Source organism: Cupriavidus sp. 05N40 (assembly GCF_056397305.1).
Window position 1 is genome coordinate 23,488 of record NZ_JBFTND010000107.1, and the last position, 23,127, is coordinate 46,614.

General features: G+C 63.8%; 19 protein-coding genes and 1 tRNA gene. All 20 read right to left on the bottom strand.

What is annotated here, in order from left to right; translation table 11 throughout:
- Nucleotides 1-20 precede the first annotated feature (20 nt).
- Nucleotides 21-2,129 (bottom strand): elongation factor G, encoded by a 2,109-nt coding sequence (gene fusA, locus AC1DO7_RS23635; RefSeq protein ID WP_441643626.1) that lies wholly within the window; start codon nucleotides 2,127-2,129, stop codon nucleotides 21-23.
- Nucleotides 2,130-2,246: 117 nt separating this feature from the next.
- The gene (rpsG, locus tag AC1DO7_RS23640; protein WP_017224519.1) at nucleotides 2,247-2,717 is read right to left on the bottom strand and encodes a 30S ribosomal protein S7; all 471 of its coding nucleotides are present in this window, start codon (nucleotides 2,715-2,717) and stop codon (nucleotides 2,247-2,249) included.
- 228 nt (nucleotides 2,718-2,945) lie between these two features.
- A complete protein-coding gene (gene rpsL, locus AC1DO7_RS23645; RefSeq protein WP_477116628.1) occupies nucleotides 2,946-3,323 on the bottom strand; it encodes a 30S ribosomal protein S12 in 378 nt (125 codons plus the stop codon).
- Between the two features lie 346 nt (nucleotides 3,324-3,669).
- Nucleotides 3,670-5,523, bottom strand: a complete 1,854-nt coding sequence (recQ, locus tag AC1DO7_RS23650; protein ID WP_477116629.1) for a DNA helicase RecQ — start codon at nucleotides 5,521-5,523, stop codon at nucleotides 3,670-3,672.
- A gap of 167 nt (nucleotides 5,524-5,690) precedes the next feature.
- Nucleotides 5,691-6,473: a 3-oxoadipate enol-lactonase gene (gene pcaD / locus AC1DO7_RS23655; protein ID WP_441623838.1), complete on the bottom strand. Its 783-nt coding sequence runs from the start codon at nucleotides 6,471-6,473 to the stop codon at nucleotides 5,691-5,693.
- Nucleotides 6,474-6,561: 88 nt separating this feature from the next.
- Nucleotides 6,562-6,846, bottom strand: a complete 285-nt coding sequence (gene catC / locus AC1DO7_RS23660) for a muconolactone Delta-isomerase (RefSeq protein WP_441623840.1) — start codon at nucleotides 6,844-6,846, stop codon at nucleotides 6,562-6,564.
- Nucleotides 6,847-6,898: 52 nt separating this feature from the next.
- Nucleotides 6,899-7,945, bottom strand: a complete 1,047-nt coding sequence (locus AC1DO7_RS23665) for a cyclase family protein (RefSeq protein ID WP_441623842.1) — start codon at nucleotides 7,943-7,945, stop codon at nucleotides 6,899-6,901.
- A 91-nt stretch (nucleotides 7,946-8,036) separates the two neighbouring features.
- Nucleotides 8,037-8,333 (bottom strand): YciI family protein, encoded by a 297-nt coding sequence (locus tag AC1DO7_RS23670; RefSeq protein WP_441623844.1) that lies wholly within the window; start codon nucleotides 8,331-8,333, stop codon nucleotides 8,037-8,039.
- Nucleotides 8,334-8,398: 65 nt separating this feature from the next.
- Complete coding sequence (locus AC1DO7_RS23675) at nucleotides 8,399-9,742, bottom strand: short-chain fatty acid transporter (RefSeq protein ID WP_441623846.1); 1,344 nt, start codon at nucleotides 9,740-9,742, stop codon at nucleotides 8,399-8,401.
- A complete protein-coding gene (locus AC1DO7_RS23680; RefSeq protein WP_441623847.1) occupies nucleotides 9,739-9,942 on the bottom strand; it encodes a hypothetical protein in 204 nt (67 codons plus the stop codon). The genes AC1DO7_RS23675 and AC1DO7_RS23680 overlap by 4 nt, the downstream gene beginning before the upstream one ends.
- A 215-nt stretch (nucleotides 9,943-10,157) precedes the next feature.
- Nucleotides 10,158-14,402 (bottom strand): DNA-directed RNA polymerase subunit beta', encoded by a 4,245-nt coding sequence (gene rpoC / locus AC1DO7_RS23685; protein WP_477116630.1) that lies wholly within the window; start codon nucleotides 14,400-14,402, stop codon nucleotides 10,158-10,160.
- Between the two features lie 123 nt (nucleotides 14,403-14,525).
- A complete protein-coding gene (gene rpoB, locus AC1DO7_RS23690) occupies nucleotides 14,526-18,632 on the bottom strand; it encodes a DNA-directed RNA polymerase subunit beta (protein WP_477116631.1) in 4,107 nt (1,368 codons plus the stop codon).
- Nucleotides 18,633-19,069: 437 nt separating this feature from the next.
- Entirely contained in the window at nucleotides 19,070-19,441 is a 372-nt protein-coding gene (gene rplL, locus AC1DO7_RS23695) for a 50S ribosomal protein L7/L12 (RefSeq protein ID WP_441623853.1), read from the bottom strand.
- Between the two features lie 75 nt (nucleotides 19,442-19,516).
- Nucleotides 19,517-20,065, bottom strand: coding sequence for a 50S ribosomal protein L10 (gene rplJ / locus AC1DO7_RS23700; protein ID WP_006162335.1), 549 nt, complete (start codon nucleotides 20,063-20,065; stop codon nucleotides 19,517-19,519).
- 432 nt (nucleotides 20,066-20,497) lie between these two features.
- Nucleotides 20,498-21,193 (bottom strand): 50S ribosomal protein L1, encoded by a 696-nt coding sequence (gene rplA, locus AC1DO7_RS23705; RefSeq protein WP_441623855.1) that lies wholly within the window; start codon nucleotides 21,191-21,193, stop codon nucleotides 20,498-20,500.
- On the bottom strand, nucleotides 21,194-21,625 hold the full coding sequence (gene rplK / locus AC1DO7_RS23710) for a 50S ribosomal protein L11 (RefSeq protein ID WP_006162338.1): 432 nt from the start codon (nucleotides 21,623-21,625) through the stop codon (nucleotides 21,194-21,196).
- Between the two features lie 164 nt (nucleotides 21,626-21,789).
- Nucleotides 21,790-22,371, bottom strand: a complete 582-nt coding sequence (gene nusG / locus AC1DO7_RS23715) for a transcription termination/antitermination protein NusG (RefSeq protein ID WP_441623857.1) — start codon at nucleotides 22,369-22,371, stop codon at nucleotides 21,790-21,792.
- Nucleotides 22,372-22,381: 10 nt separating this feature from the next.
- Nucleotides 22,382-22,762: a preprotein translocase subunit SecE gene (secE, locus tag AC1DO7_RS23720; RefSeq protein ID WP_441623859.1), complete on the bottom strand. Its 381-nt coding sequence runs from the start codon at nucleotides 22,760-22,762 to the stop codon at nucleotides 22,382-22,384.
- 59 nt (nucleotides 22,763-22,821) lie between these two features.
- Nucleotides 22,822-22,897 (bottom strand) — tRNA-Trp (locus AC1DO7_RS23725).
- An 84-nt stretch (nucleotides 22,898-22,981) separates the two neighbouring features.
- Nucleotides 22,982-23,127: EF-Tu C-terminal domain-related protein (locus AC1DO7_RS23730; protein WP_477101491.1), on the bottom strand; the 146-nt coding region annotated here is incomplete at its 5' end.

The following is a 23,127-nucleotide window of genomic DNA, read 5'->3' on the forward strand; positions in this document are numbered from 1 at the left end:
GCGCGGCGGTTAAGCTTTACTTACTTGCCCTTGGCCGCCATCACGGCTTCGGCGATGTTCTTCGGTGCCTCAGCGTAGTGCTTGAATTCCATGGTGTACGTGGCGCGGCCTTGCGTGGCCGAGCGCAGCGACGTCGAATAACCGAACATTTCCGACAGCGGGACTTCGGCCTTGATGATCTTGCTGCCGCCCACCATGTCGTCCATGCCCTGCACGATGCCGCGGCGGGACGACAAGTCGCCCATCACGGTACCCGTGTAGTCTTCCGGCGTTTCCACTTCCACGGCCATCATCGGCTCGAGCAGAACCGGGCTGGCCTTGCGCATGGCGTCCTTGAAAGCCATCGAGCCGGCCATGCGGAACGCGTTTTCGTTCGAGTCCACGTCGTGGTACGAACCGAAGGTCAGCGTGACCTTCACGTCCACCACAGGGAAGCCAGCCAGGATACCGGCCGGCAGCGTGTCGACGATACCCTTCTCGACCGCCGGGATGTATTCGCGAGGAATCACACCGCCCTTGATGGCGTCGATGAACTCGAAGCCCTTGCCCGGCTCTTGCGGTTCCAGCGTGATCACAGCGTGACCGTACTGGCCGCGGCCGCCCGACTGCTTGACGAACTTGCCTTCGACGTCTTCGGCCTTCTTGCGAATGGTTTCGCGGTAGGCCACCTGCGGCGCGCCGATGTTGGCTTCCACACCGAATTCGCGCTTCATGCGGTCGACCAGAATTTCGAGGTGGAGCTCGCCCATGCCCGAAATGATGGTCTGACCCGATTCTTCATCGGTACGCACGCGGAACGACGGATCTTCAGCGGCCAGGCGGTTCAGGGCGATGCCCATCTTTTCCTGGTCAGCCTTGGTCTTCGGCTCGACAGCCTGCGAGATCACCGGCTCCGGGAACACCATGCGCTCGAGCACGATCGGGGCAGCCGGATCGCACAGCGTATCGCCCGTGGTGGCATCCTTCAGGCCCACCGCAGCAGCGATGTCGCCGGCCAGCACTTCCTTGATTTCTTCGCGCTGGTTGGCGTGCATCTGCAGAATACGGCCCAGACGCTCCTTCTTCTGCTTCACCGGGTTGTACACGGTGTCGCCCGAATTGATCTTGCCCGAATACACGCGGAAGAAGATCAGTTGGCCGACGAACGGGTCGGTCATGATCTTGAACGCCAGCGCCGAGAACTTCTCGCTGTCGTCAGCCTTGCGCTCGAGCTTCTTCTCGTCGTTGCTTTCGTCCACGCCCTTGACCGGCGGGATATCGACCGGCGACGGCAGGAAGTCGATCACGGCGTCGAGCATACGCTGCACGCCCTTGTTCTTGAACGCGGTGCCGCACAGCATCGGCTGGATTTCGCAGGCGATGGTACGGTCACGCAACGCCTTGACGATCTCGGCGCGGGTCAGCTCTTCGCCGCCCAGGTACTTTTCCATCAGCTCTTCGCTGGCTTCGGCGGCGGACTCGACCATCTTCTCGCGCCATTCTTCAGCGGTGGCTTGCAGCTCAGCCGGGATGTCCTGGTATTCGAACTTCACGCCTTGGCTGGCTTCGTCCCAAACGATCGCCTTCATTTCCAGCAGATCGACGACGCCCTGGAAGCCGTCTTCAGCGCCGATCGGCACCACGACGGGCACCGGGTTGGCCTTCAGGCGGGTCTTCAGCTGGTCGTAGACCTTGAAGAAGTTCGCGCCGGTACGGTCCATCTTGTTGACGAATGCCAGACGCGGCACGCCGTACTTGTTGGCCTGACGCCAGACGGTTTCCGACTGCGGCTGCACGCCACCCACTGCGCAGTACACCATGCACGCGCCGTCCAGCACGCGCATGGAGCGCTCCACCTCGATGGTGAAGTCCACGTGGCCCGGGGTGTCGATGATGTTGAAGCGGTGTTCGGGGTAGTTGCCCGCCATGCCCTTCCAGAAGGCGGTGGTGGCAGCGGAGGTGATGGTGATGCCRCGCTCYTGCTCCTGCTCCATCCAGTCCATGGTGGCKGCGCCATCRTGSACTTCACCGATCTTGTGGTTCACACCGGTGTAGAACAGGATACGTTCGGTCGTGGTGGTTTTACCCGCGTCAATGTGAGCCGAGATACCGATGTTGCGGTAGCGCTCAATGGGAGTCTTACGAGCCACTTTAATCCTCTATTCGTCCGTGAGGCGCCGACATCTCATTGCCAGCACCCGTAACACAAACGGGCGAGCGTGTCATGACACAGCCCGCCCGGCAACCAACGACGTAACCCGCGCGCTTTAGAAGCGGAAGTGCGAGAACGCCTTGTTGGCTTCGGCCATGCGGTGCACTTCGTCGCGCTTCTTCATTGCGCCGCCGCGGCCTTCCGATGCTTCCAGCAGCTCACCTGCCAGGCGCAGCGCCATCGACTTCTCGCTGCGTTTTTTCGCGGCCTCGCGCAGCCAACGCATCGCCAATGCCAAACGACGCGACGGACGGACTTCGACCGGAACCTGATAGTTGGCGCCGCCCACGCGACGGCTCTTCACTTCGACCACCGGCTTCACGTTGTTGATGGCAACGGAAAACACTTCGACGGGGGCCTTGCCTGCCTTCTTCTCGATCTGGTCGAACGCGCCGTAGACGATACGTTCGGCAACCGACTTCTTGCCGTCCAGCATCAGCACGTTCATGAACTTGGCAACTTCAACGTTACCGAACTTCGGATCAGGCAGAATTTCCCGCTTGGGGACTTCACGACGACGTGGCATCTTTTTTCCTTTAGATTCAGTTGAGAGCGCGGCACAAATTTCCCGCTCTCCGGCCACCAACTAGCTTGCCTTTCCATTCAGGCAAATTCGCCGGGTGACCACTTACTCGACGGCACGGCGCGAAAAACGCTCCGTTGTACCGCCGCCTGGTGACAGCACCATGACGCAATCGCCACAGGCCATCGGTTGTTGCTTCGGGCTGTTCGCCCTGCTTGCCTGGCGTTAGCCTCAGGCAGCCTTCGGACGCTTCGCGCCGTACTTCGAACGAGCCTGGCGGCGATCCTTCACGCCTTGCAGGTCGAGCGAGCCACGGACGATGTGGTAACGCACACCCGGCAAGTCCTTCACACGGCCGCCGCGGATCAGMACRACCGAGTGYTCTTGCAGGTTGTGGCCTTCACCGCYGATGTACGAGATAACCTCGAAACCGTTGGTCAGGCGCACCTTGGCRACCTTACGMAGKGCCGAGTTCGGCTTCTTCGGMGTMGTGGTGTACACACGGGTGCACACGCCGCGACGCTGGGGGCAGTTCTCAAGCGCCGGGCTCTTGCTCTTGACGACTTCAGAGACGCGCGGCTTGCGAACCAGTTGGTTGATAGTTGGCATTGTTCAATCCAGCTTGGTTTTACGGAAAAACACCCCTCCGCCACAAGCAATGGGCCGGAAGGGCAACGACGGGTTTTGGGCGGGAAAAGTGAGCGGGCGCTCTTGAGACGGGACCTGTGGAAGTACAGACGGCCAAAGAGCGCGAGCTCGCCAGGGATCCCACTGCGACCACACCGCCGGGAACATCGTTGATCCCCCGGCAGGCTTGCCGATTGCGAACCGAAGGCCACAAATCCGACAGGCGAGCGAAATCCAAAGCCAAAAACTCGAATCTGACATGCTAGCAGGGGATCCGTAAACGGTCAAGCCGCTTTCGTATACGTATACCTTGGCGCCGCCTGCCCTGCTAGACCGAGCCCAGCGCCTCCAGGAGGGMGTCGCCATAGCGCTCGAGCTTGGCCGCGCCGATGCCGGGCACCTCGGCCAGCGCGACCAGCGAGTCCGGCGCGCTGCGCGCCAGTTCGGCCAGCGTGGCGTCGTGGAAGATCACATAGGCCGGCACGCCATGTTCGCGCGCGGTCTCGGTGCGCCACTTGCGCAGCGCCTCCCAGTTGGCGAGCGCATCGGCATCCATGTCCGCGGTRTGGTCGGTGCGCGTGCCGCCGCCGCGCGCGGCGCGCTCGCCGCTGCGGCCAGGCTTGCTGGCCTGCCGGCGCAGCGTGATCTGCATCTCGCCCTTGAGCACGGCGCGGGCAGACTCGCCCAGCAGCAGCGCGCCATGCCCGCCGTGGTCGATCACCAGCAGGCCGTGGGCGATCAGCTGGCGGAAGACCGCGTGCCATTCCGAGACCGTGCGCTCGGCGCCGATGCCGAACGTCGACACCTTGTCATGCCCCCACTGGCGCACTTTCTCGGATGCGTTGCCGCGCAGCACGTCGACCAGGTGGGTCGCGCCGAAATGCACGCGGCTGGCCTGCGCCGTGCGATAGACGCAGGACAGCGCCATCTGCGCCTCGCGCGTGCCGTCCCAGGTTGCGGGCGGCTCCAGGCAGGTGTCGCAGTTGCCGCATGGCTCGCTGGCCTCGTCGAAGTACGCCAGGATGCGCACGCGCCGGCAGCCCGCGGTTTCGCATAGTCCCAGCAGGGCATCGAGCTTGGCCGAGGAGACGCGCTTGTGGGCCTCGTCGGCCTCCGACTCGTCGATCATGCGCTTTTGCTGGACCACGTCGCCCAGGCCATAGGCCATCCACGCGCTGGCGGGCAGCCCGTCGCGGCCGGCGCGCCCGGTTTCCTGGTAGTAGCCTTCCATGCTCTTGGGCAGGTCCAGGTGGGCGACGAAGCGCACGTCGGGCTTGTCGATGCCCATGCCGAAGGCGATGGTGGCGACCATGATCACGCCCTCTTCCTYGCGGAAACGGGCCTGGTGATGCTGGCGCACGCCAGCGTCCATGCCGGCGTGGTATGCCAGCGCGTTGAGACCGTGACTGCTCAGCCAGCTGGCCGTGTCCTCGACCTTCTTGCGCGACAGGCAGTAGACGATGCCGCTGTCGTGGGTGCCGTCCGCCGCCAGATGCTCGGCCTTGATAAAGGACAGCAGCTGCTGGCGCGCGTTGTCCTTCTCGACGATGCGGTAGCGGATATTGGGGCGGTCGAAGCTGGAGACGAAGACGCGCGCGTCATGCAGCGCCAGGCGCTCGACGATTTCCTCGCGCGTGACCGAGTCCGCGGTGGCGGTGAGCGCGATGCGCGGCACGTACGGAAAGCGCTCGTGCAGCACCGACAACTGGATATATTCCGGGCGGAAATCATGCCCCCACTGCGACACGCAGTGCGCCTCGTCGATGGCGAATACGCCGATACGGGTACGCTCGAGCAGGTCCTGGAAGCGCGGCGTCATCAGCCGCTCGGGCGCCACATAGAGGATCTCGAGGCGGCCGGCGAGCAGGTCGCGCTCCACCGCGGCGGCCTCGGCCCCGCTGAGTGTCGAGTTCAGCACGGCAGCGCGCACGCCCGCCTCGGACAACGCGGCGACCTGGTCCTGCATCAGCGCGATCAGCGGCGACACCACGATGCCGGTGCCCTGCCCCGCGCGCTGCCGCAGCAGTGCGGGAATCTGGTAGCACAGCGACTTGCCGCCGCCGGTCGGCATCAGTACCAGGCAGTCGCCGCCCTCGGCCACATGGTCGATGATCTCGGCCTGCCGGCCGCGGAAGGCGTGGTACCCGAATACATCCTTGAGAATCGCCAGCGCGCGCGACATAGGGAAACGAAAGCGGTGAAGCCAGAAAAGCCCCGGCTAGCCGGGAAAGGCGTAACCATACCACTAAGGGCACGGTACAAACGTTTCCGACCGTTGCGCATTCGCGCGGATGGCCGCGGGGAGACGGCGGGGGCAGCGGCAAGCCTGCCGGCCCGCCTCCCGCCGCATCAGCCCTGCAGGAAATCCAGCACGGCCCTGGTGAACGGCTCGGCCTGCTCCAGGTTGGACAGGTGCGCCGCCGGCTCCAGCTCGACATAGCGCGCACCGGGGATGGCCTGCGCCAGGAAGGCGCCATCGCGCGGCGGCGTGGGCAGGTCGTTGGCACCGGCGATCACCAGCGTCGGGCGCGCGATGGCCTGGATGGCCTCGCGCAGGTCCGAATCGCGCACCGCGCGGCAGTTGGCGGCGTAGCCGGCCGCGTCGGTCGCGCCCAGCATGGCCTGCAGCGACGCCACCAGCGCGGGCTGCTGCGCGGCAAACCCGGGGGTGAGCCATTTATCGACGACCGCCGCGGCGATCGACGCCACGCCGTCGCGCTCGACCGCCGCCGCGCGGTTGGTCCAGTTCTCCGGCGGGCCGATGTAGGCCGCCGTATTGCACAGCACCAGGCGGTCGATGCGCTGCGGCTGGTGCACGCCCAGCCACATGCCGGTGATGCCGCCCATCGACAGGCCGCAGAAATGCGCGCGCTCGATCTGCAGGTGGTCCAGCAGGCCGGTCACATCCTGGCCCAGTTGCGCGATGGTGTAAGGCCCGGGCGTGACCGAGGACGCGCCATGGCCGCGCGTGTCATAGCGCAACAGGCGGTAGCGCTGCGAGAACGCCGCCACCTGTGGCTGCCACATGTCGAGACTGGTGCCGAGCGAGTTGGACAGGACGAGCACCGGCAGGCTGGCATCGCCGTCGAGGCGATAGTGCAGGCGGACGTCGGAAAGATCTGCGTGGGGCATGGTGCGGAACTCCGGTGGATCGATGGGTTGGAACGGTCGGTCGGCGAATCGGTCGGCGAATCGTCCGGCGGACGGGTGGCGGCGCCGCTCAGTTCTGCGCGATGGCCGAACCGTGCTGCGCCAGCGCCGTTACCGAAATGTCCATGTATGGGTAGAGCGGCAGCGAAGTCAGCAGCGTGTGCAGCTCGTCGTTGTCCCTGACGTCGAAGATGCTGACATTGGCATACTGGCCGGCCACGCGCCACAGGTGGCGCCACTTGCCCTCGCGCTGCAGCTTCTGCGACAGCGCCTTCTCGTCCTGCTTGAGCTGCTCGACGAATTGCGGATCGAGCGAATGCGGGATGCGGACGGTCATTTCGGCCATGAACAACATGAATATCTCCTGAGCTTTGCGGGAAGTGGTATTTCGTTCGACGAATGCAGGGTCACACCGTGGCGACCGGCGTCAGCGGCGAGCCGAGCGCGCCCGGCAACCGCAGCGGCGGCGCGCTGAGGAAGAAGCGCGTGCGGCCGTTGGCGCGCAGCCATGCCGCCAGCTCGCGCAGGTACCACAGCTCGCCCAGCGGCAGGCCGAGCTTGAACAGGCAATGGTGGTGCAGGGGAAGTGCCGGCGCGGTGCCGCTGGCCGGGCGCGCGGGAAAGCGCTCCACGGCATAGTTGTCGGCCGCCAGCGCGGCGATGCCGCTGTCGGTGATCCACTGCAGCAGGCGCTCGTCGCGCCCGTCGAGCGCGACGCAGCTATGGTGCAGGCGCTCGGCGTCGGGGGTGCCGTTCATTTCGAGCACCATCTCGGCAAAACCGGTGCGCAGCACCAGGATGTCGCCCTCACCGATCTCCACGTGGTCGGCCTCGATCACGCGCATGAGGGCGTCGTAGCCGAGGGTGGCGAACTCGCGCCCGTGGTATTCGGCCAGGTCCAGCAGCACGCCGCGGCCCTGGACGCCGTGCTCGGCAAAGCGTTCGATGCCCAGCGCGTGCGCATGGCTGTGGTCGTGGCCGCATGCGTGGGCGGCGAAGCCGTCCGCTTCGGCATAGTCGACCGGGCCGACGATGTCCTGGTTCGGGCGGAAGCCGTTGTAGTAGACGCGCTCGGCCACGCCGTCGCCATCGGCGTCGAACAACGCGCCGACATGCGCCAGCGCGTCCCACTGCGTCGAATATTGCAGCGACAGCAGGACCTGGTCGTCGCTGAGCACGTCGACGGCGCTGGCGTCGACCTTGGCCAGCGGGAAGTTGACGTAGGCGACGCCGTCGCGGAAGGTCGGGCGCAGTTGCGGCGGATGGCGCCGCACATTGAGTGCATTGCCGCCGGGCATGTCGAGCGGCAGCGAGAGGCTGAAGGTGTTGCCCGTGCGGATCTCGCGCGCCGCGTCGCGCACCTTGTCCGGGCTGATCAGGTTCAGGCGACCGAGCTGGTCGTCAGGGCCGAAATCGCCCCAGTTGGAGCCGTCCGGCCGGTTCTTCCATCGCATGTTGATCTCGGGTATTGCACCGGCGCGCGCCTGCCAGGGCAGGCCGTCGTGCCGGCGCGCGGGCCGGGTCTGGCGTCGCCCGGACGCAGGTTCAGATGTAGCGCTCGCCGCCCAGATAGGCTTTGCGCCAGCGCGTGATGCGCACCTCGGCGAACAGCCCGGCGGCGGCAAAGGGATCGGCGTCGATGAAGGCCTGCGTGGCTTCGCGTGTTTCCAGGTCGACGATGTAGAAACCGCCGCCGGCATCGCTGCCGTCGTCGTTGAGCTTGGCGCCGCACGCCAGCAGCAGCGCCTTGTTGGCCTCGAGGTATCCGAGGTGGGATGCCCGGTTGGCCTGGCGCACGTGCTGGTGGGCGGGCTTGTCCCAGGTTTCGATCAGGAACGGCATGATGGTCTCCTCTGTCTTGTCTGCTTCGTTGCGAAATGCATCACGATCTACGCCGCGGCAGGCACTCAGCCGATCTGCGTGCCCCACAGCAGCAGGGCGCCGATATACACCAGGCCCACCCAGAACATCATGATCACGGTGTAGCCCATCACGTCCTTCAGGCTGAGCTTGGACAGCGCCAGCGCGGGCAGGATCCAGAACGGCTGCACCAGGTCGTTCCACGCGTTGCCGAGCATCACCGACATCGAGGTCTGGCTGATCGAGCTGCCGATGGCCTTGGCCGCATCGATCATGAACGGGCCCTGGATCACCCAGTGGCCGCCGCCGGACGGCGCGAAGAAGTTGATGACGAAGGAGCTGATCAGGCCCCAGAACGGCAGTGTCTGCGGCGTGGCGATGTCGACAAACACGCGCGAGATCGTGTCCACCAGCCCCGAGCCCGCCATGATGGCCATGATGCCGGCATAGAACGGGTATTGCAGGATGATGCCGGAAATCGTCTTGATGCCTTCGTTGAGCTTGGCCACGTAGTTGACCGGCGTGCCCAGCAGCAGCACCCCGAGGAACAGGATCATGAAGTTGATCAGGTTCAGGTCGAGCGAGCCGCCGGCGCGGAAGTACAGCGCGGCGTAGCCCACGCCGCACAGGCCGATGGCCAGGCTCAGGATGCGGCTGTTGTTGAGCTTCGATGCGATCGTGTTCTCCACGCCCAGGCTGTGCGCGGAACCTTGCGCAGCGTCGTTGCCGCCGGCGGCCTCGGGCTTGATCTCGACCACGTCGGCGGGATTGCGCGGGTGCAGCCAGGCATTGAGCAGCGGCAGGGTCACGATGACCACCAGGCTGGTCAGCAGCATCGGCAGCGAGAAGATGGTCTCGGACAGCGGCACCACGCCCATCGATTTCTCGAGCGGGTGTCCCGGCGTGGAGATCAGCACCGGGATGCTGGCCGACAGGCCCAGCCCGTACATGGTGAAGCCGCTGTATGCGGCGGCGATGATCAGCGGGTAATGCACGCCGCGCACCTTGGTGGCGAGCTTCTTGGCGATGATGCCGCCGATGACCAGGCCGAAGCCCCAGTTCAGGTAGCTGCCGATGCCGCCGACCAGGGTGGCGACGATCACGGCGCCGCGCGGGGTGTGCACAGCGCTGACGATGCGCTCAAGCAGCCGGTCGGTCAGCGGCGCGGTGGCGAGCACATAGCCCATGGCCAGGATCACCGCCATCTGCGTCGTGAACGACAGCAGGTTCCAGAATCCCTTGCCCCAGCTCAGGATCACCGCAGGGGCCGGCTGCCCTTCCACCAGGACCGCCATGGCCATGGTCAACAACGTCAGCGCGATGGCGAAAACGAAAGGATCCGGCAAATACCGGCGCATCAATTCGGTAAAGAAACCTGCGATCTTGCTCACTGCTTGTCCCCACAAGATGATGATTTGTATCGCCTGTCGAACTCCGGTTCTTGCTGCGAACAAAACAGGCGGTTGGCCTGGATGCTAGGAGCATCGCCGGAAGGGGTCAAGTCAATGAGTTGCGTCTTTAATTTCTTAATTCGCAATAATTCGGCAGACTTTCCGACAAATGCTTCGAATTGAACCGCTTTTGCCTGCATCCCGCCGTATCCCGCGGGATTCCCGAAAACGCGCGACAACACCCCGGCCGGGCCGCTGAAAGGCGGGCGAAAGCATGATGAAAGGCTGCCGAAAGACCCCATGCGCGATGCGGGAACGTCGGACGAAAAAAAGCCCGGCTCGAAAGCCGGGCTTTTTCAACATCTGCTGCCTTGCGCTGTGACTCAGCAGGCGGGATGGAACGTGGTCATGGAAATCAGACCGCGTCGCCCTCGCCTTCCGTCGTCGCGGGCACCACCGGCGGCTCGATGAAGAGCGACTGCTCTTCGTCGGAGATCGCCTGGGCGCGTTCGCGCTCGGCCGCCTCGCGCGCCTTGCGGGCGCGGTGGTAGGCCAGGCCGGTACCGGCCGGGATCAGACGGCCGACGATCACGTTTTCCTTCAGACCACGCAGGTCGTCGGTCTTGCCCATGATCGCGGCTTCGGTCAGCACGCGGGTGGTTTCCTGGAACGATGCCGCCGAGATGAAGCTGTCGGTGGACAGCGACGCCTTGGTGATACCGAGCAGCAGGTTTTCGTACGTGGCCGGACGCTTGCCTTCGGCGATCACGCGATCGTTCTCGTCGAGCAGTTCCGAACGCTCCACCTGTTCACCCGGGATGAACTTGGTGTCGCCCACATCTGAGATCTGCACGCGGCGCAGCATCTGGCGCACGATCACTTCGATGTGCTTGTCGTTGATCTTCACGCCCTGCAGACGGTACACGTCCTGCACTTCGTCGACGATGTAGTGCGCCAGTTCCTCGATGCCCTTCAGGCGCAGGATGTCGTGCGGGTCCGCCGGACCTTCCACGATCATTTCGCCCTTGTTCACCACCTGACCATCGTGCACCAGGACCTGCTTTTCCTTGGCGATCAGGAACTCGTGGGCGTTGCCGTCCAGGTCCGTGATCACCAGGCGTTGCTTGCCCTTGGTGTCCTTGCCGAACGAAGTCGTGCCGGTGACTTCCGCCAGCACGGCGGCGTCCTTCGGCGAACGCGCTTCGAACAGTTCGGCCACGCGCGGCAGACCCCCGGTAATGTCGCGGGTCTTCTGCGATTCGGTCGGGATACGTGCAAGCACTTCACCCACGTGCACCTGCTGGCCGTCCTTCACGGTAATCAGCGCGCCGACCTGGAAGCCGATGGTCACGGAGTGGTCCGTGCCCGGGATCTTCACTTCCTGGCCATTCGCGTCGAGCAGCTTCACCTGCGGGCGCAGGCCCTTGGTGGCAGCCGTGCGGCGCTTGGCGTCGATCACCACGAGGGTCGACAGGCCGGTGACTTCGTCCATCTGCTTGGCGACGGTCACGCCTTCTTCGACGTTCTCGAACTTGGTCGTGCCGGTGTACTCCGACACGATCGGGCGCGTCAGTGCGTCCCACGTTGCGAGCTGCGTACCAGCCTTGATGGCCTGGCCGTCCTGCACCAGCAGCGTCGCGCCGTACGGGATCTTGTGGCGCTCGCGCTCGCGGCCGTGGTCGTCGGTGATCAGCGCTTCGCCCGAACGCGAAATGACGATCAGCTCGCCCTTCGCGTTGGTGACGTAACGCATGGTCGCCGTGAAACGCACGGTACCGGTTGCCTTCGCTTCCACGCTCGATGCCACTGCCGCACGCGATGCCGCGCCACCGATGTGGAACGTACGCATGGTCAGCTGCGTGCCCGGTTCGCCGATCGACTGGGCGGCGATCACGCCAACCGCTTCGCCGGAGTTCACCAGCACGCCGCGGCCGAGGTCGCGGCCATAGCACATGCCGCACAGGCCGTAGCGCGTGTCGCACGACAGCGGGGTGCGCACCTTCACTTCGTCCACGCCCAGGGCGTCGATCATGTCGACCAGGTCTTCGTCCAGCAGGGTGCCGGTTTCGATCGCGGTTTCCTGGGTTTCAGGGTTCACCACGTCGCTCACCGTCACACGGCCGAGGATACGGTCGCGCAGGGCTTCGATCACTTCACCGCCTTCGACCAGGGCCTTCATGGCCACGCCGTTGGTGGTGCCGCAATCGTCTTCCACCACCACCAGATCCTGCGTCACGTCGACCAGACGACGGGTCAGGTAACCCGAGTTGGCGGTCTTCAGTGCCGTGTCGGCCAGACCCTTACGGGCGCCGTGGGTGGAGATGAAGTACTGCAGAACGTTCAGGCCTTCACGGAAGTTCGCCGTAATCGGCGTTTCGATGATCGAGCCATCCGGCTTGGCCATCAGGCCCCGCATGCCGGCCAGCTGACGGATCTGCGCAGCGGAACCACGCGCACCCGAGTCGGCCATCATGTAGATCGAGTTGAACGAGTCCTGCTTGACGGTATTGCCGTCGCGGTCGACCACGTCTTCGTGCTGGAGCTGTTCCATCATCGCCTTGCCCACCTGGTCGCCGGCGGCGCCCCAGATGTCCACGACGTTGTTGTAACGCTCCTGGTCGGTCACCAGGCCCGACATGTACTGCTTGTCGTATTCCTTGACCTTGGCTGCCGCGTCGGAAATGATCTTTTCCTTCTGCGGCGGCACCAGCATGTCGTCGATGGCGATCGAGATACCGGCGCGCGTTGCCAGGCGGAAGCCCGACTGCAGCAGCTTGTCGGCGAAGATCACGGTTTCGCGCAGGCCGCACTTGCGGAACGCGGTGTTGATCAGGCGCGAGATTTCCTTCTTCTTCAGCGGCTTGTTCAGCACCGAGAAAGGCAGGCCCTTCGGCAGGATCTCGGACATGATCGCGCGGCCGACCGTGGTGGCCTGCAGCGTGATCTTGGGCGCGAAGCGGGCATCGCCCACGGCGTCCTTGTCCACCAGCTCATACTCGGTGATACGCACGTTCACGCGGGAAGCCAGCTCGACTTCCTTGTTCTCGTAGGCGCGGATCACTTCGCTGATGTCGGCAAACGTCAGGCCTTCGCCCTTGCCATTGATCTTGTCGCGGGTCGTGTAGTACAGACCCAGCACCACGTCTTGCGACGGCACGATCGAGGGGTCGCCGTTGGCCGGGAACAGCACGTTGTTGGAGGCCAGCATCAGGGTGCGGGCTTCCATCTGCGCTTCCAGCGACAGCGGGACGTGCACAGCCATCTGGTCACCGTCGAAGTCGGCGTTGAACGCCGCGCAGACGAGCGGGTGCAGCTGGATGGCCTTGCCTTCGATCAGCACCGGCTCGAACGCCTGGATACCCAGGCGGTGCAGCGTCGGCGCGCGGTTCAGCATGACCGGATGCTCGCGGATCACCTCTTCGAGGATGTCCCACACCACCGCGGTCTGGCTTTCCACTTCCTTCTTCGCCGCCTTGATGGTGGTGGCGATGCCCATCGTTTCCAGCTTGTGGAAAATGAAGGGCTTGAACAGCTCGAGCGCCAYCAGCTTGGGCAGGCCGCACTGGTGCAGCTTGAGCGTCGGGCCCACCACGATGACCGAACGGCCCGAGTAGTCGAYGCGCTTGCCCAGCAGGTTCTGACGGAAACGGCCGCCCTTGCCCTTGATCATTTCAGCCAGGGACTTCAGCGGACGCTTGTTGGCGCCGGTCATCGCCTTGCCGCGACGGCCGTTGTCCAGCAGYGMRTCGACCGCTTCCTGCARCATRCGCTTTTCGTTGCGCACGATGATMTCKGGCGCMKYCAGWTCCAGCAGGCGCTTCAGGCGGTTGTTACGGTTGATGACGCGGCGATACAGGTCGTTCAGGTCCGAGGTCGCGAAGCGGCCGCCGTCCAGCGGCACCAGCGGACGCAGCTCGGGCGGCAGCACCGGCAGCACTTCCAGGATCATCCACTCGGGCTTGATGCCTGAGCGCTGGAACGCCTCGAGCACCTTCAGGCGCTTGGCGAACTTCTTGATCTTGGCTTCGGAACCGGTGGCCTGCAGCTCGGCGCGGATCGTTTCGATCTGCTTTTCGATGTCAATGCCACGCAGCAGTTCACGGATGCCTTCGGCGCCCATCATGGCCACGAACTCGCCCTCGCCGTACTCCTCGCACTTGGCGATGTAGTCGTCCTCGGACATGATCTGGCTCTTCTTGAGCGGGGTCATGCCGGGCTCGAGCACCACGAATGCCTCGAAGTACAGCACGCGCTCGATGTCGCGCAGCGTCATGTCGAGCACCATGCCCAGACGCGACGGCAGCGACTTCAGGAACCAGATGTGCGCGRYCGGCGMAGCCAGTTCGATGTGGCCCATGCGCTCGCGGCGCACCTTGGCCAGSGTSACTTCGRYGCCGCACTTYTCGCAGATCACGCCACGGTGCTTGAGGCGCTTGTACTTGCCGCACAGGCACTCGTAGTCCTTGATCGGGCCAAAGATCTTGGCGCAGAACAAGCCATCGCGCTCGGGCTTGAACGTGCGGTAGTTGATCGTTTCCGGCTTCTTCACTTCACCGTACGACCACGAACGGATCTTCTCCGGCGAAGCCAGGCCGATCTTGATCGCGTCGAACTGCTCTTCCTGCTGAACCTGCTTAAAGAGATCGAGCAATGCTTTCATTGCAACTCCTTGTTTCGCCGCCAGCCCGACGTCATGTCGGGCCCGCGGCATTCATTCTGTGGGAAATCCGTAGCGGGCAATCGGCGGGAGGCTGGCCGCGACCGGCCTCCCGCGCGCTCTCGATCAGTAGCGATCGAGATCGATGTCGATACCCAGCGAGCGGATTTCCTTCACCAGCACGTTGAACGATTCCGGCATGCCGGCWTCGATSGAGTGYTCGCCCTTGACGATGYTCTCGTASACCTTGGTMCGGCCGTKCACGTCATCGGACTTSACCGTCAGCATTTCCTGCAGCACGTASGMSGCGCCRTARGCTTCCAGCGCCCACACTTCCATYTCACCGAAACGCTGGCCACCGAACTGSGCCTTRCCRCCCAGCGGCTGCTGGGTCACCAGCGAGTACGGGCCGGTCGAACGCGCATGCATCTTGTCGTCGACCAAGTGGTGCAGCTTCAGCATGTGCATCACGCCCAGCGTCACCGGACGCTCGAACGCTTCGCCGGTACGGCCGTCGTGCAGCGTGACCTGTTGCTTGGAAGCGGTCAGGCCCATGTCCTTGGCGATCTCTTCCGGGTAAGCCAGGTCCAGCATGCGGCGGATTTCGTCCTCGTGCGCACCGTCGAACACCGGCGTGGCGAACGGCACACCCTTCTTCAGGTTGGTGGCCAGTTCCAGAATTTCGGCGTCGCTCAGGCTGTCGAGGTCTTCCGGCTTGCCGCTCTCGTTGTAGACCTGGGCCAGCAGCTTGCGCAGCTCCTGTGCCTTGGCCTGTGCCTTGAGCATGCTGCCGATACGCAGGCCCAGGCCGCGCGCGGCCCAGCCCAGGTGGGTTTCCAGGATCTGGCCCACGTTCATCCGCGACGGCACGCCGAGCGGGTTCAGCACGATGTCGGCAGGCGTGCCGTCAGCCATGTAGGGCATGTCTTCGATCGGGACGATCTTCGACACCACACCCTTGTTGCCGTGACGGCCGGCCATCTTGTCGCCAGGCTGCAGGCGGCGCTTGACGGCCAGGTACACCTTGACCATCTTGATCACGCCCGGCGGCAGTTCGTCGCCCTGCGTGAGCTTCTTGCGCTTCTCTTCGAAGGCCAGGTCGAACTCGTGGCGCTTCTGCTCGATGGCTTCCTTGACGGCTTCCAGCTGGGCAGCGACTTCCTCGTCGGCCGGGCGGATGTCGAACCAGTGGTACTTGTCCAGGTCGGCCAGGTACTCGTGGGTCAGCTTGGCGCCCTTGGCCAGCTTCTTCGGGCCGCCGTTGACGGTCTTGTCGAGCAGCAGGCGTTCCAGACGCTGGAAGGCGTCGCCTTCCACGATACGCAGCTGGTCGTTCAGGTCCAGGCGGTAGCGCTTGAGTTCGTCGTCGATGATCGACTGGGCGCGCTTGTCGCGCGTCACGCCTTCGCGGGTGAAGACCTGGACGTCGATCACGATGCCGCTCATGCCCGACGGCACGCGCAGCGAGGTGTCCTTCACGTCCGAAGCCTTCTCGCCGAAGATCGCGCGCAGCAGCTTTTCTTCCGGGGTCAGCTGGGTCTCGCCCTTGGGCGTGACCTTGCCGACCAGCACGTCGCCGGCTTCCACTTCGGCACCGATGTAGGTGATGCCGGACTCGTCCAGGCGCGCCAGTTGCGCTTCGGCGAGGTTGGAGATGTCGCGCGTGATTTCTTCCGGTCCCAGCTTGGTGTCGCGGGCGACGACCGACAGTTCCTCGATGTGGATCGAGGTATAGCGGTCTTCGGCGACCACGCGTTCGGAGATCAGGATCGAATCTTCGAAGTTGTAGCCGTTCCACGGCATGAACGCCACCAGCATGTTCTGGCCGAGCGCGAGCTCGCCCAGGTCGGTCGAGGCGCCGTCGGCGATCACGTCGCCGCGGGCGACGAAATCACCGACCTTGACCATCGGACGCTGGTTGATGTTGGTGTTCTGGTTCGAGCGCGTGTACTTGATCAGGTTGTAGATGTCCACGCCGACTTCGCCTGCAACGGCTTCGTCGTCGTTCACACGGATCACGATACGCATCGCATCGACGTAGTCCACCACGCCGCCACGGGTGGCCTGCACGGCGGTACCCGAGTCGACCGCGACGGTACGCTCGATGCCGGTACCCACCAGCGGCTTGTCCGGACGCAGGCAAGGCACGGCCTGACGCTGCATGTTCGCGCCCATCAGTGCACGGTTCGCGTCATCGTGCTCGAGGAACGGCACCAGCGATGCCGCGGCCGAGACGATCTGCGACGGCGCCACGTCGATGTACTGCACGCGGTCCGGCGTGACCATGCGGGTTTCACGCTCGCTGCCTTCACGCGACGACACCAGTTCGTCGATGAGGGTGCCGTCGGCGTCCACCGTCGCGTTGGCCTGCGCCACCACGTACTTGCCTTCCTCGATGGCCGACAGGTAGTCGACCTGGTCGGTCAGCTTGCTGTCGACGACCTTGCGGTACGGCGTTTCCAGGAAGCCGTATTCGTTCAGGCGGGCGTACAGTGCCAGCGAGTTGATCAGGCCGATGTTCGGGCCTTCCGGTGTTTCGATCGGGCACACGCGGCCATAGTGGGTCGGGTGCACGTCGCGGACTTCGAAGCCTGCGCGTTCGCGCGTCAGACCGCCCGGGCCCAGTGCGGAGACACGGCGCTTGTGCGTGATCTCGGACAGCGGGTTGGTCTGGTCCATGAACTGCGACAGCTGCGACGAACCGAAGAACTCGCGGATCGCCGAGGAAATCGGCTTCGAGTTGRTCAGGTCGTGCGGCATCAGGTTTTCGGTCTCGGCCTGGCCCAGACGTTCCTTGACGGCGCGCTCCACGCGCGAGAGGCCGGCGCGGAACTGGTTTTCCGCGAGTTCGCCGACGCAACGCACGCGACGATTGCCCAGGTGGTCGATGTCATCGACCTCGCCCTTGCCGTTGCGCAGGTTGACCAGGATCTTGATGGTCTCGAGGATGTCCTCGTCCTGCAGCACCATGCTGCCTTCGCCGCTCGGGCGGCCCAGGCGGCTGTTGACCTTCATGCGGCCAACGCGCGACAGGTCGTACGACTCTTCGCTGTAGAACAGGCGCTGGAACAGGGCTTCCACCGCGTCTTCGGTCGGCGGCTCGCCGGGACGCATCATGCGGTAGATGGCGATACGCGCAGCGGTCTGGTCGGCGGTGTCGTCCACGCGCAGGGTCTGCGACATGTACGGACCCTGGTCCAGGTCGTTGGTGTACAGCGTCTGGATCTGCTTGACGCCGGCTTCGCGCAGGTTCTCCAGGACGGTCTCGGTGAGTTCGTCGTTGGCGTTGGCAATCACCTCGCCGGTGTCCGGGTCGATGATGTTCTTGGCCAGCACGCGGCCCAGCAGGTAGTCTTCCGGCACGCTGATCAGCTTGGTGCCGGCCGAGTCCAGGTCGCGGATGTGCTTGGCGTTGATACGCTTGTCCTTCTCCACCACGACGCGGCCGTTCTTGTCGGCGATGTCGAAGCGCGCGACTTCACCGCGCAGGCGCTCGGGCACGAACTCCATCTGCGCGCCTTCCGACTGCAGCGTGAAGTTGTCGAACACGAAGAAATGCGCGAGGATCTGTTCGGGCGTCAGGCCAATCGACTTCAGCAGGATCGTCACCGGCATCTTGCGGCGGCGGTCGACACGGAAGTACAGGATGTCCTTCGGGTCGAACTCGAAGTCGAGCCACGAACCGCGGTAGGGGATGATACGAGCCGAGAACAACAGCTTGCCCGAGCTGTGGGTCTTGCCCTTGTCGTGTTCGAAGAACACGCCCGGCGAACGGTGGAGCTGCGAGACGATCACGCGCTCGGTACCGTTGATCACGAACGAACCGGTCGACGTCATGAGCGGAATTTCGCCCATGTAGACTTCCTGTTCCTTTACTTCCTTGACCTTGCCCGGGTTTTCGCGATCGTTGATGATCAGGCGCACCTTCGCGCGCAGGGCCGAGTGGAAGGTCAGGCCACGCTGTTGACATTCCTTGACGTCGAACGGCGGGTTGGAAAGATGGTAGGAGACGAACTCCATGCGGGCGAGCCCGTTGTGCGACACAATCGGGAAGATTGCGCTGAATGCCGCTTGCAGGCCCTCTGTTTTGCGACGCGAGGGTGGCGTATCCTCTTGCAGAAACTGAGTGTAGGATTCAATCTGGGTGGCAAGCAGGAAAGGAACCTGGTGAACCGTCGCGCGCTTCGCAAAACTTTTGCGAATGCGCTTCTTTTCGGTGAAGCTGTACGCCATGGGATCTCCGAATCATCGCAGGGGCTGGCTGGACCTGGCGCAGCACCTGAGGTGTTCAGCGACTGGGAGGGGATTTGGCGGTTGGCCGCTACCAACCTCTGGCTGACGGTGTCCGCACGCTGCGAGCCGGCAGCTACGACGCGATGCGCCATGCCGGCCCGGGGGACACCCGACCAAACTTGTCTTCTGCAGTCGGTTCAGAAGACAAACATCAGCAACCACTTAGTGTGCCACTGATGTTTGGCCTCTGCTGAAGCTTAGGCACGAGCCCATGCGTTCAAGCATCGATTGCGCCATTTTCTGACGTCTTGCCTACGGTACTTCGCGGTTCTGGGTGCCGGATAAAACACTCATCGCAGAAGCGCAAAAAGGCTGGCGCCGGGAAACTCCCTTTGCCAGCCCCATTCGCGTGCCGGAAAATGGCACGCGAGCACAGCTTACTTGACTTCGACCTTTGCGCCGGCGTCTTCCAGCTTCTTCTTGGCGTCGGCTGCAGCAGCCTTGTCCACGCCTTCCTTGACAGCCTTCGGTGCGCCGTCGACCAGGTCCTTGGCTTCCTTCAGGCCCAGGCCGGTGATTTCGCGGACAGCCTTAATCACGCCAACCTTGTTCGCGCCGATTTCCGACAGGATAACGTTGAACTCGGTTTGCTCTTCGACAGCGGCAGCGCCAGCGCCCGGGGCAGCAGCCACGGCCATCGAAGCGGCGGACACGCCAAACTTTTCTTCGAACGCCTTGACCAGGTCGTTCAGTTCCATTACGGACATCGCGCCTACGGCTTCGAGGATGTCGTCTTTGCTGATTGCCATTTGGAATACTCCTGCTAAATGTGATTCGGTATCGGTAATGCGATCTTGATGAGCCAGGCTGCGGGGGCTTGCGCCTTAAGCAGCAGCGCCTTCGCTCTCGGCGGCGGCAGCAGCGCCTTCGCCTTCGGCAGGGGCGCCTTCGCTCTTCTTGGCGGACAGGGCGGCCAGCAGACGGGCGAAGCCCGACACCGGTGCCTGCATCACGCCAAGCAGCTGAGCAATCAGTTCGTCACGGCTCGGGATCGAGGCCAGTGCCTTGACGGCAGCAGCATCGAGCACGTTGCCGTCGTACGACGCTGCACGCAGAACCAGCTTGTCGTTGGTCTTGGCAAAGTCGTTCAGAACCTTGGCCGACGACACTGCATCTTCGGAAATACCGTAGATCAGCGGGCCGGTCATTTGCTCTGCGAGGCCGGCAAACGGCGTGCCTTCCACGGCGCGGCGGGCCAGCGTGTTCTTCAGAACGCGCAGGTACACGCCTTGCTCGCGGGCCTTGGCGCGCAGCTTGGTCAGATCGCCAACCGCAATGCCGCGATATTCGGCCACGACGATGGTCTGAGCTTTAGCGACTTGCGCCGAAACCTCAGCAACGACGGCCTTCTTATCTTCAATATTGAGTGGCACGGTTAAGCTCCAAAACGATGCTTGTCCCCCGGATCGTCCGGGGCACGCACATCAGTCCAAACGAACGGCGTCCGATTGGCCCGAATCACCCGGGTCATTGCCCGGATTCTCCAATCCCTCGGGTGCGCCATCTGCGCTGGTGGGGCGGGGGACGTGGCTGCAGGGCCAGAGCCCTGTCGCGTACGTTCCGTCCGATTAAGGCGAGCCGGCCAGACTTCGGCCACGCCCGCCACCAGCGGTCTTTGATAACCAGCGATGCCTGCCGCGCTTGCGCGCCGGCGGGCACCACTGCCCAAAGCCTTGCTCCTTGCTCCGCACAGTGCCTGTTCAGGCCCTGCGCCGGCTTGGAGACGATCCCGGCCTGGGGCCGGGATCTTCAATTCTTTGCGCCGGGCGACGTTATCGGGTCCGCCCGGTGCCTTGCCGCCAGCCTCAGGCCGACAGCGAGCCCTGTTCCACGCGCACGCCAACGCCCATGGTGGACGAAACGGCGATCTTGCGCAGGTACACGCCCTTGCTCGTGGCCGGCTTCGACTTCACCAGCGCTTCGATCAGTGCGCTCAGGTTGCGCTTCAGGTCGGCGTCCTGGAACGAACGACGGCCGATGGTGGCGTGGATGATACCGGCCTTGTCGACGCGGTATTGCACCTGACCAGCCTTGGCGTTCTTCACGGCCTGGGCCACGTCGGGAGTCACCGTGCCAACCTTCGGGTTCGGCATCAGGCCGCGCGGGCCGAGGATCTGACCCAGCGTACCAACGATACGCATCGTGTCCGGCGAGGCGATCACCACGTCGAAGTTCAGGTTACCGGCCTTGACTTGCTCTGCCAGGTCTTCCATGCCGACGATATCGGCACCGGCTGCCTTGGCAGCTTCAGCCTTTTCGCCTTGCGCGAACACAGCCACGCGCACCGACTTGCCGGTACCGGCAGGCAGCACCACGGAACCGCGAACCACCTGGTCCGACTTCTTCGCATCGATGCCGAGCTGGACGGCCACGTCGATCGATTCGTCGAACTTGGCCGATGCGCATCCCTTCACCAGGCCCAGGGCCTCGTCGATCGGGTAGAACTTGGTGCGCTCGATCTTCGCCTTGTTGGCGGCTGCGCGCTTCGAAAGCTTAGCCATTTACAGACCCTCCACGGTGATGCCCATCGAACGAGCCGAGCCAGCGATGGTACGCACGGCAGCGTCCAGATCGGCAGCGGTCAGGTCAGCGTTCTTTGCCTTGGCGATTTCTTCAGCCTGGGCGCGGGTGATCTTGCCGACCTTGTCGGTGTGCGGCTTGGCCGAACCCTTGGTCAGGCCGGCAGCCTTCTTGATCAGCACGGTCGCCGGGGGCGACTTCATCACGAACGTGAAGCTCTTGTCGGCGAAGGCGGTAATCACCACCGGCACCGGCAGGCCGGGTTCCATGCCTTGGGTCTGCGCGTTGAACGCCTTGCAGAACTCCATGATGTTCAGACCGCGCTGACCCAGTGCCGGGCCCACGGGCGGGGAGGGATTTGCCTTACCAGCCGGAATTTGCAGCTTGATAAAGCCAATGATCTTCTTGGCCATCTTTACTCCAATCCGGATCCTTCACTTTTGAAAAGGATCCTGTTGAGTCGTAACGCGCTGTCGCCGTGCCGCTGGCACGACCTCACGCTCCTCTTTGGGCGCGGCCTCTCGACCCGCCCTTTCGCCCGTCGTCTGCCTTGCGGGCCGGCGACGGCCGAAAATCCTTAGACCTTCTCGACCTGGCCGAACTCGAGTTCGACCGGGGTAGCGCGTCCGAAGATCGTGACCGAGACACGCAGGCGCGACTTCTCGTAGTTCACTTCCTCGACATTGCCGTTGAAGTCGGTGAACGGGCCGTCCTTGACGCGCACCATTTCGCCCACTTCGAACAGCGTCTTGGGACGCGGCTTCTCGACCCCTTCCTGCATCTGGGTCATGATCTTGTCGACTTCCTTCTGGGAAATCGGGCTCGGGCGGTTGCGCGCACCGCCCACGAAACCGGTGACCTTGCTGGTGTTCTTCACCAGGTGCCAGGTTTCGTCGGTCATTTCCATCTCGACCAGCACGTAGCCGGGGAAGAAACGGCGCTCGGTAACGGACTTCTGCCCGCCCTTGATCTCGATCACTTCTTCCGACGGCACCAGGATGCGGCCGAACTTGTCCTGCATCTCGGCGCGCTCGATGCGCTCCTGCAGCGCGCGCTGTACGCTCTTTTCCATGCCGGAATAAGCGTGCACCACGTACCAGCGCTTCTTCGACGAAGGCGATTCCGCTGCGGGGACTTCCTGTTGTGCGTTATCCGTCATGTCCTATCCTTCATTTCCAGCCAAGCACGAGCGAAAAGATGACCCACTCGATGAGCTTGTCCGCAGACCACAAGAACACGGCCATGATCACGACGAAGACGAACACCAAGCCCGTCATCTGGCCAGCTTCCTTGCGGGTGGGCCAAACGACCTTGCGGACTTCGCGATAGGATTCCTTGGCGAATCCGATGAAGTCCTTGCCCGGCGCCGAGACCAGCGCGACCACCACGCCCAGTGCGATGCCGCCGAACAGCGCGGCGCCGCGCACATAGGAGGGCTGCTGTGCCAGGGCATAGAAACCGATGACGCCGGCAACCACCAGTAGCACCGCCACGCCCAGCAACAACTTGCCGCTGGAGGCGTTCACGGTTTCAACGTTGGGATTGGCCATGTTTCGCAAACGAGACTAAGCCGCGTCACGATACTCTATCGCGACGCGGCTGATTGAATTGGCAGGGGCAGAGGGAATCGAACCCCCAACCTTCGGTTTTGGAGACCGACGCTCTGCCAGTTGAGCTATACCCCTAAAACAACTTTGGGGTCGGCGCTGGCGCCAACCCCTCTGGCAACGGATACGGCCGGTTGGTGCCGTATCCGCTGATCGACCTTATCAGTCGAGGATCTTTGCCACGACGCCGGCGCCGACGGTACGACCGCCTTCACGGATGGCGAAACGCAGGCCTTCTTCCATGGCGATCGGGGCGATCAGCTTGACGGTGATCGACACGTTGTCGCCGGGCATGACCATTTCCTTGT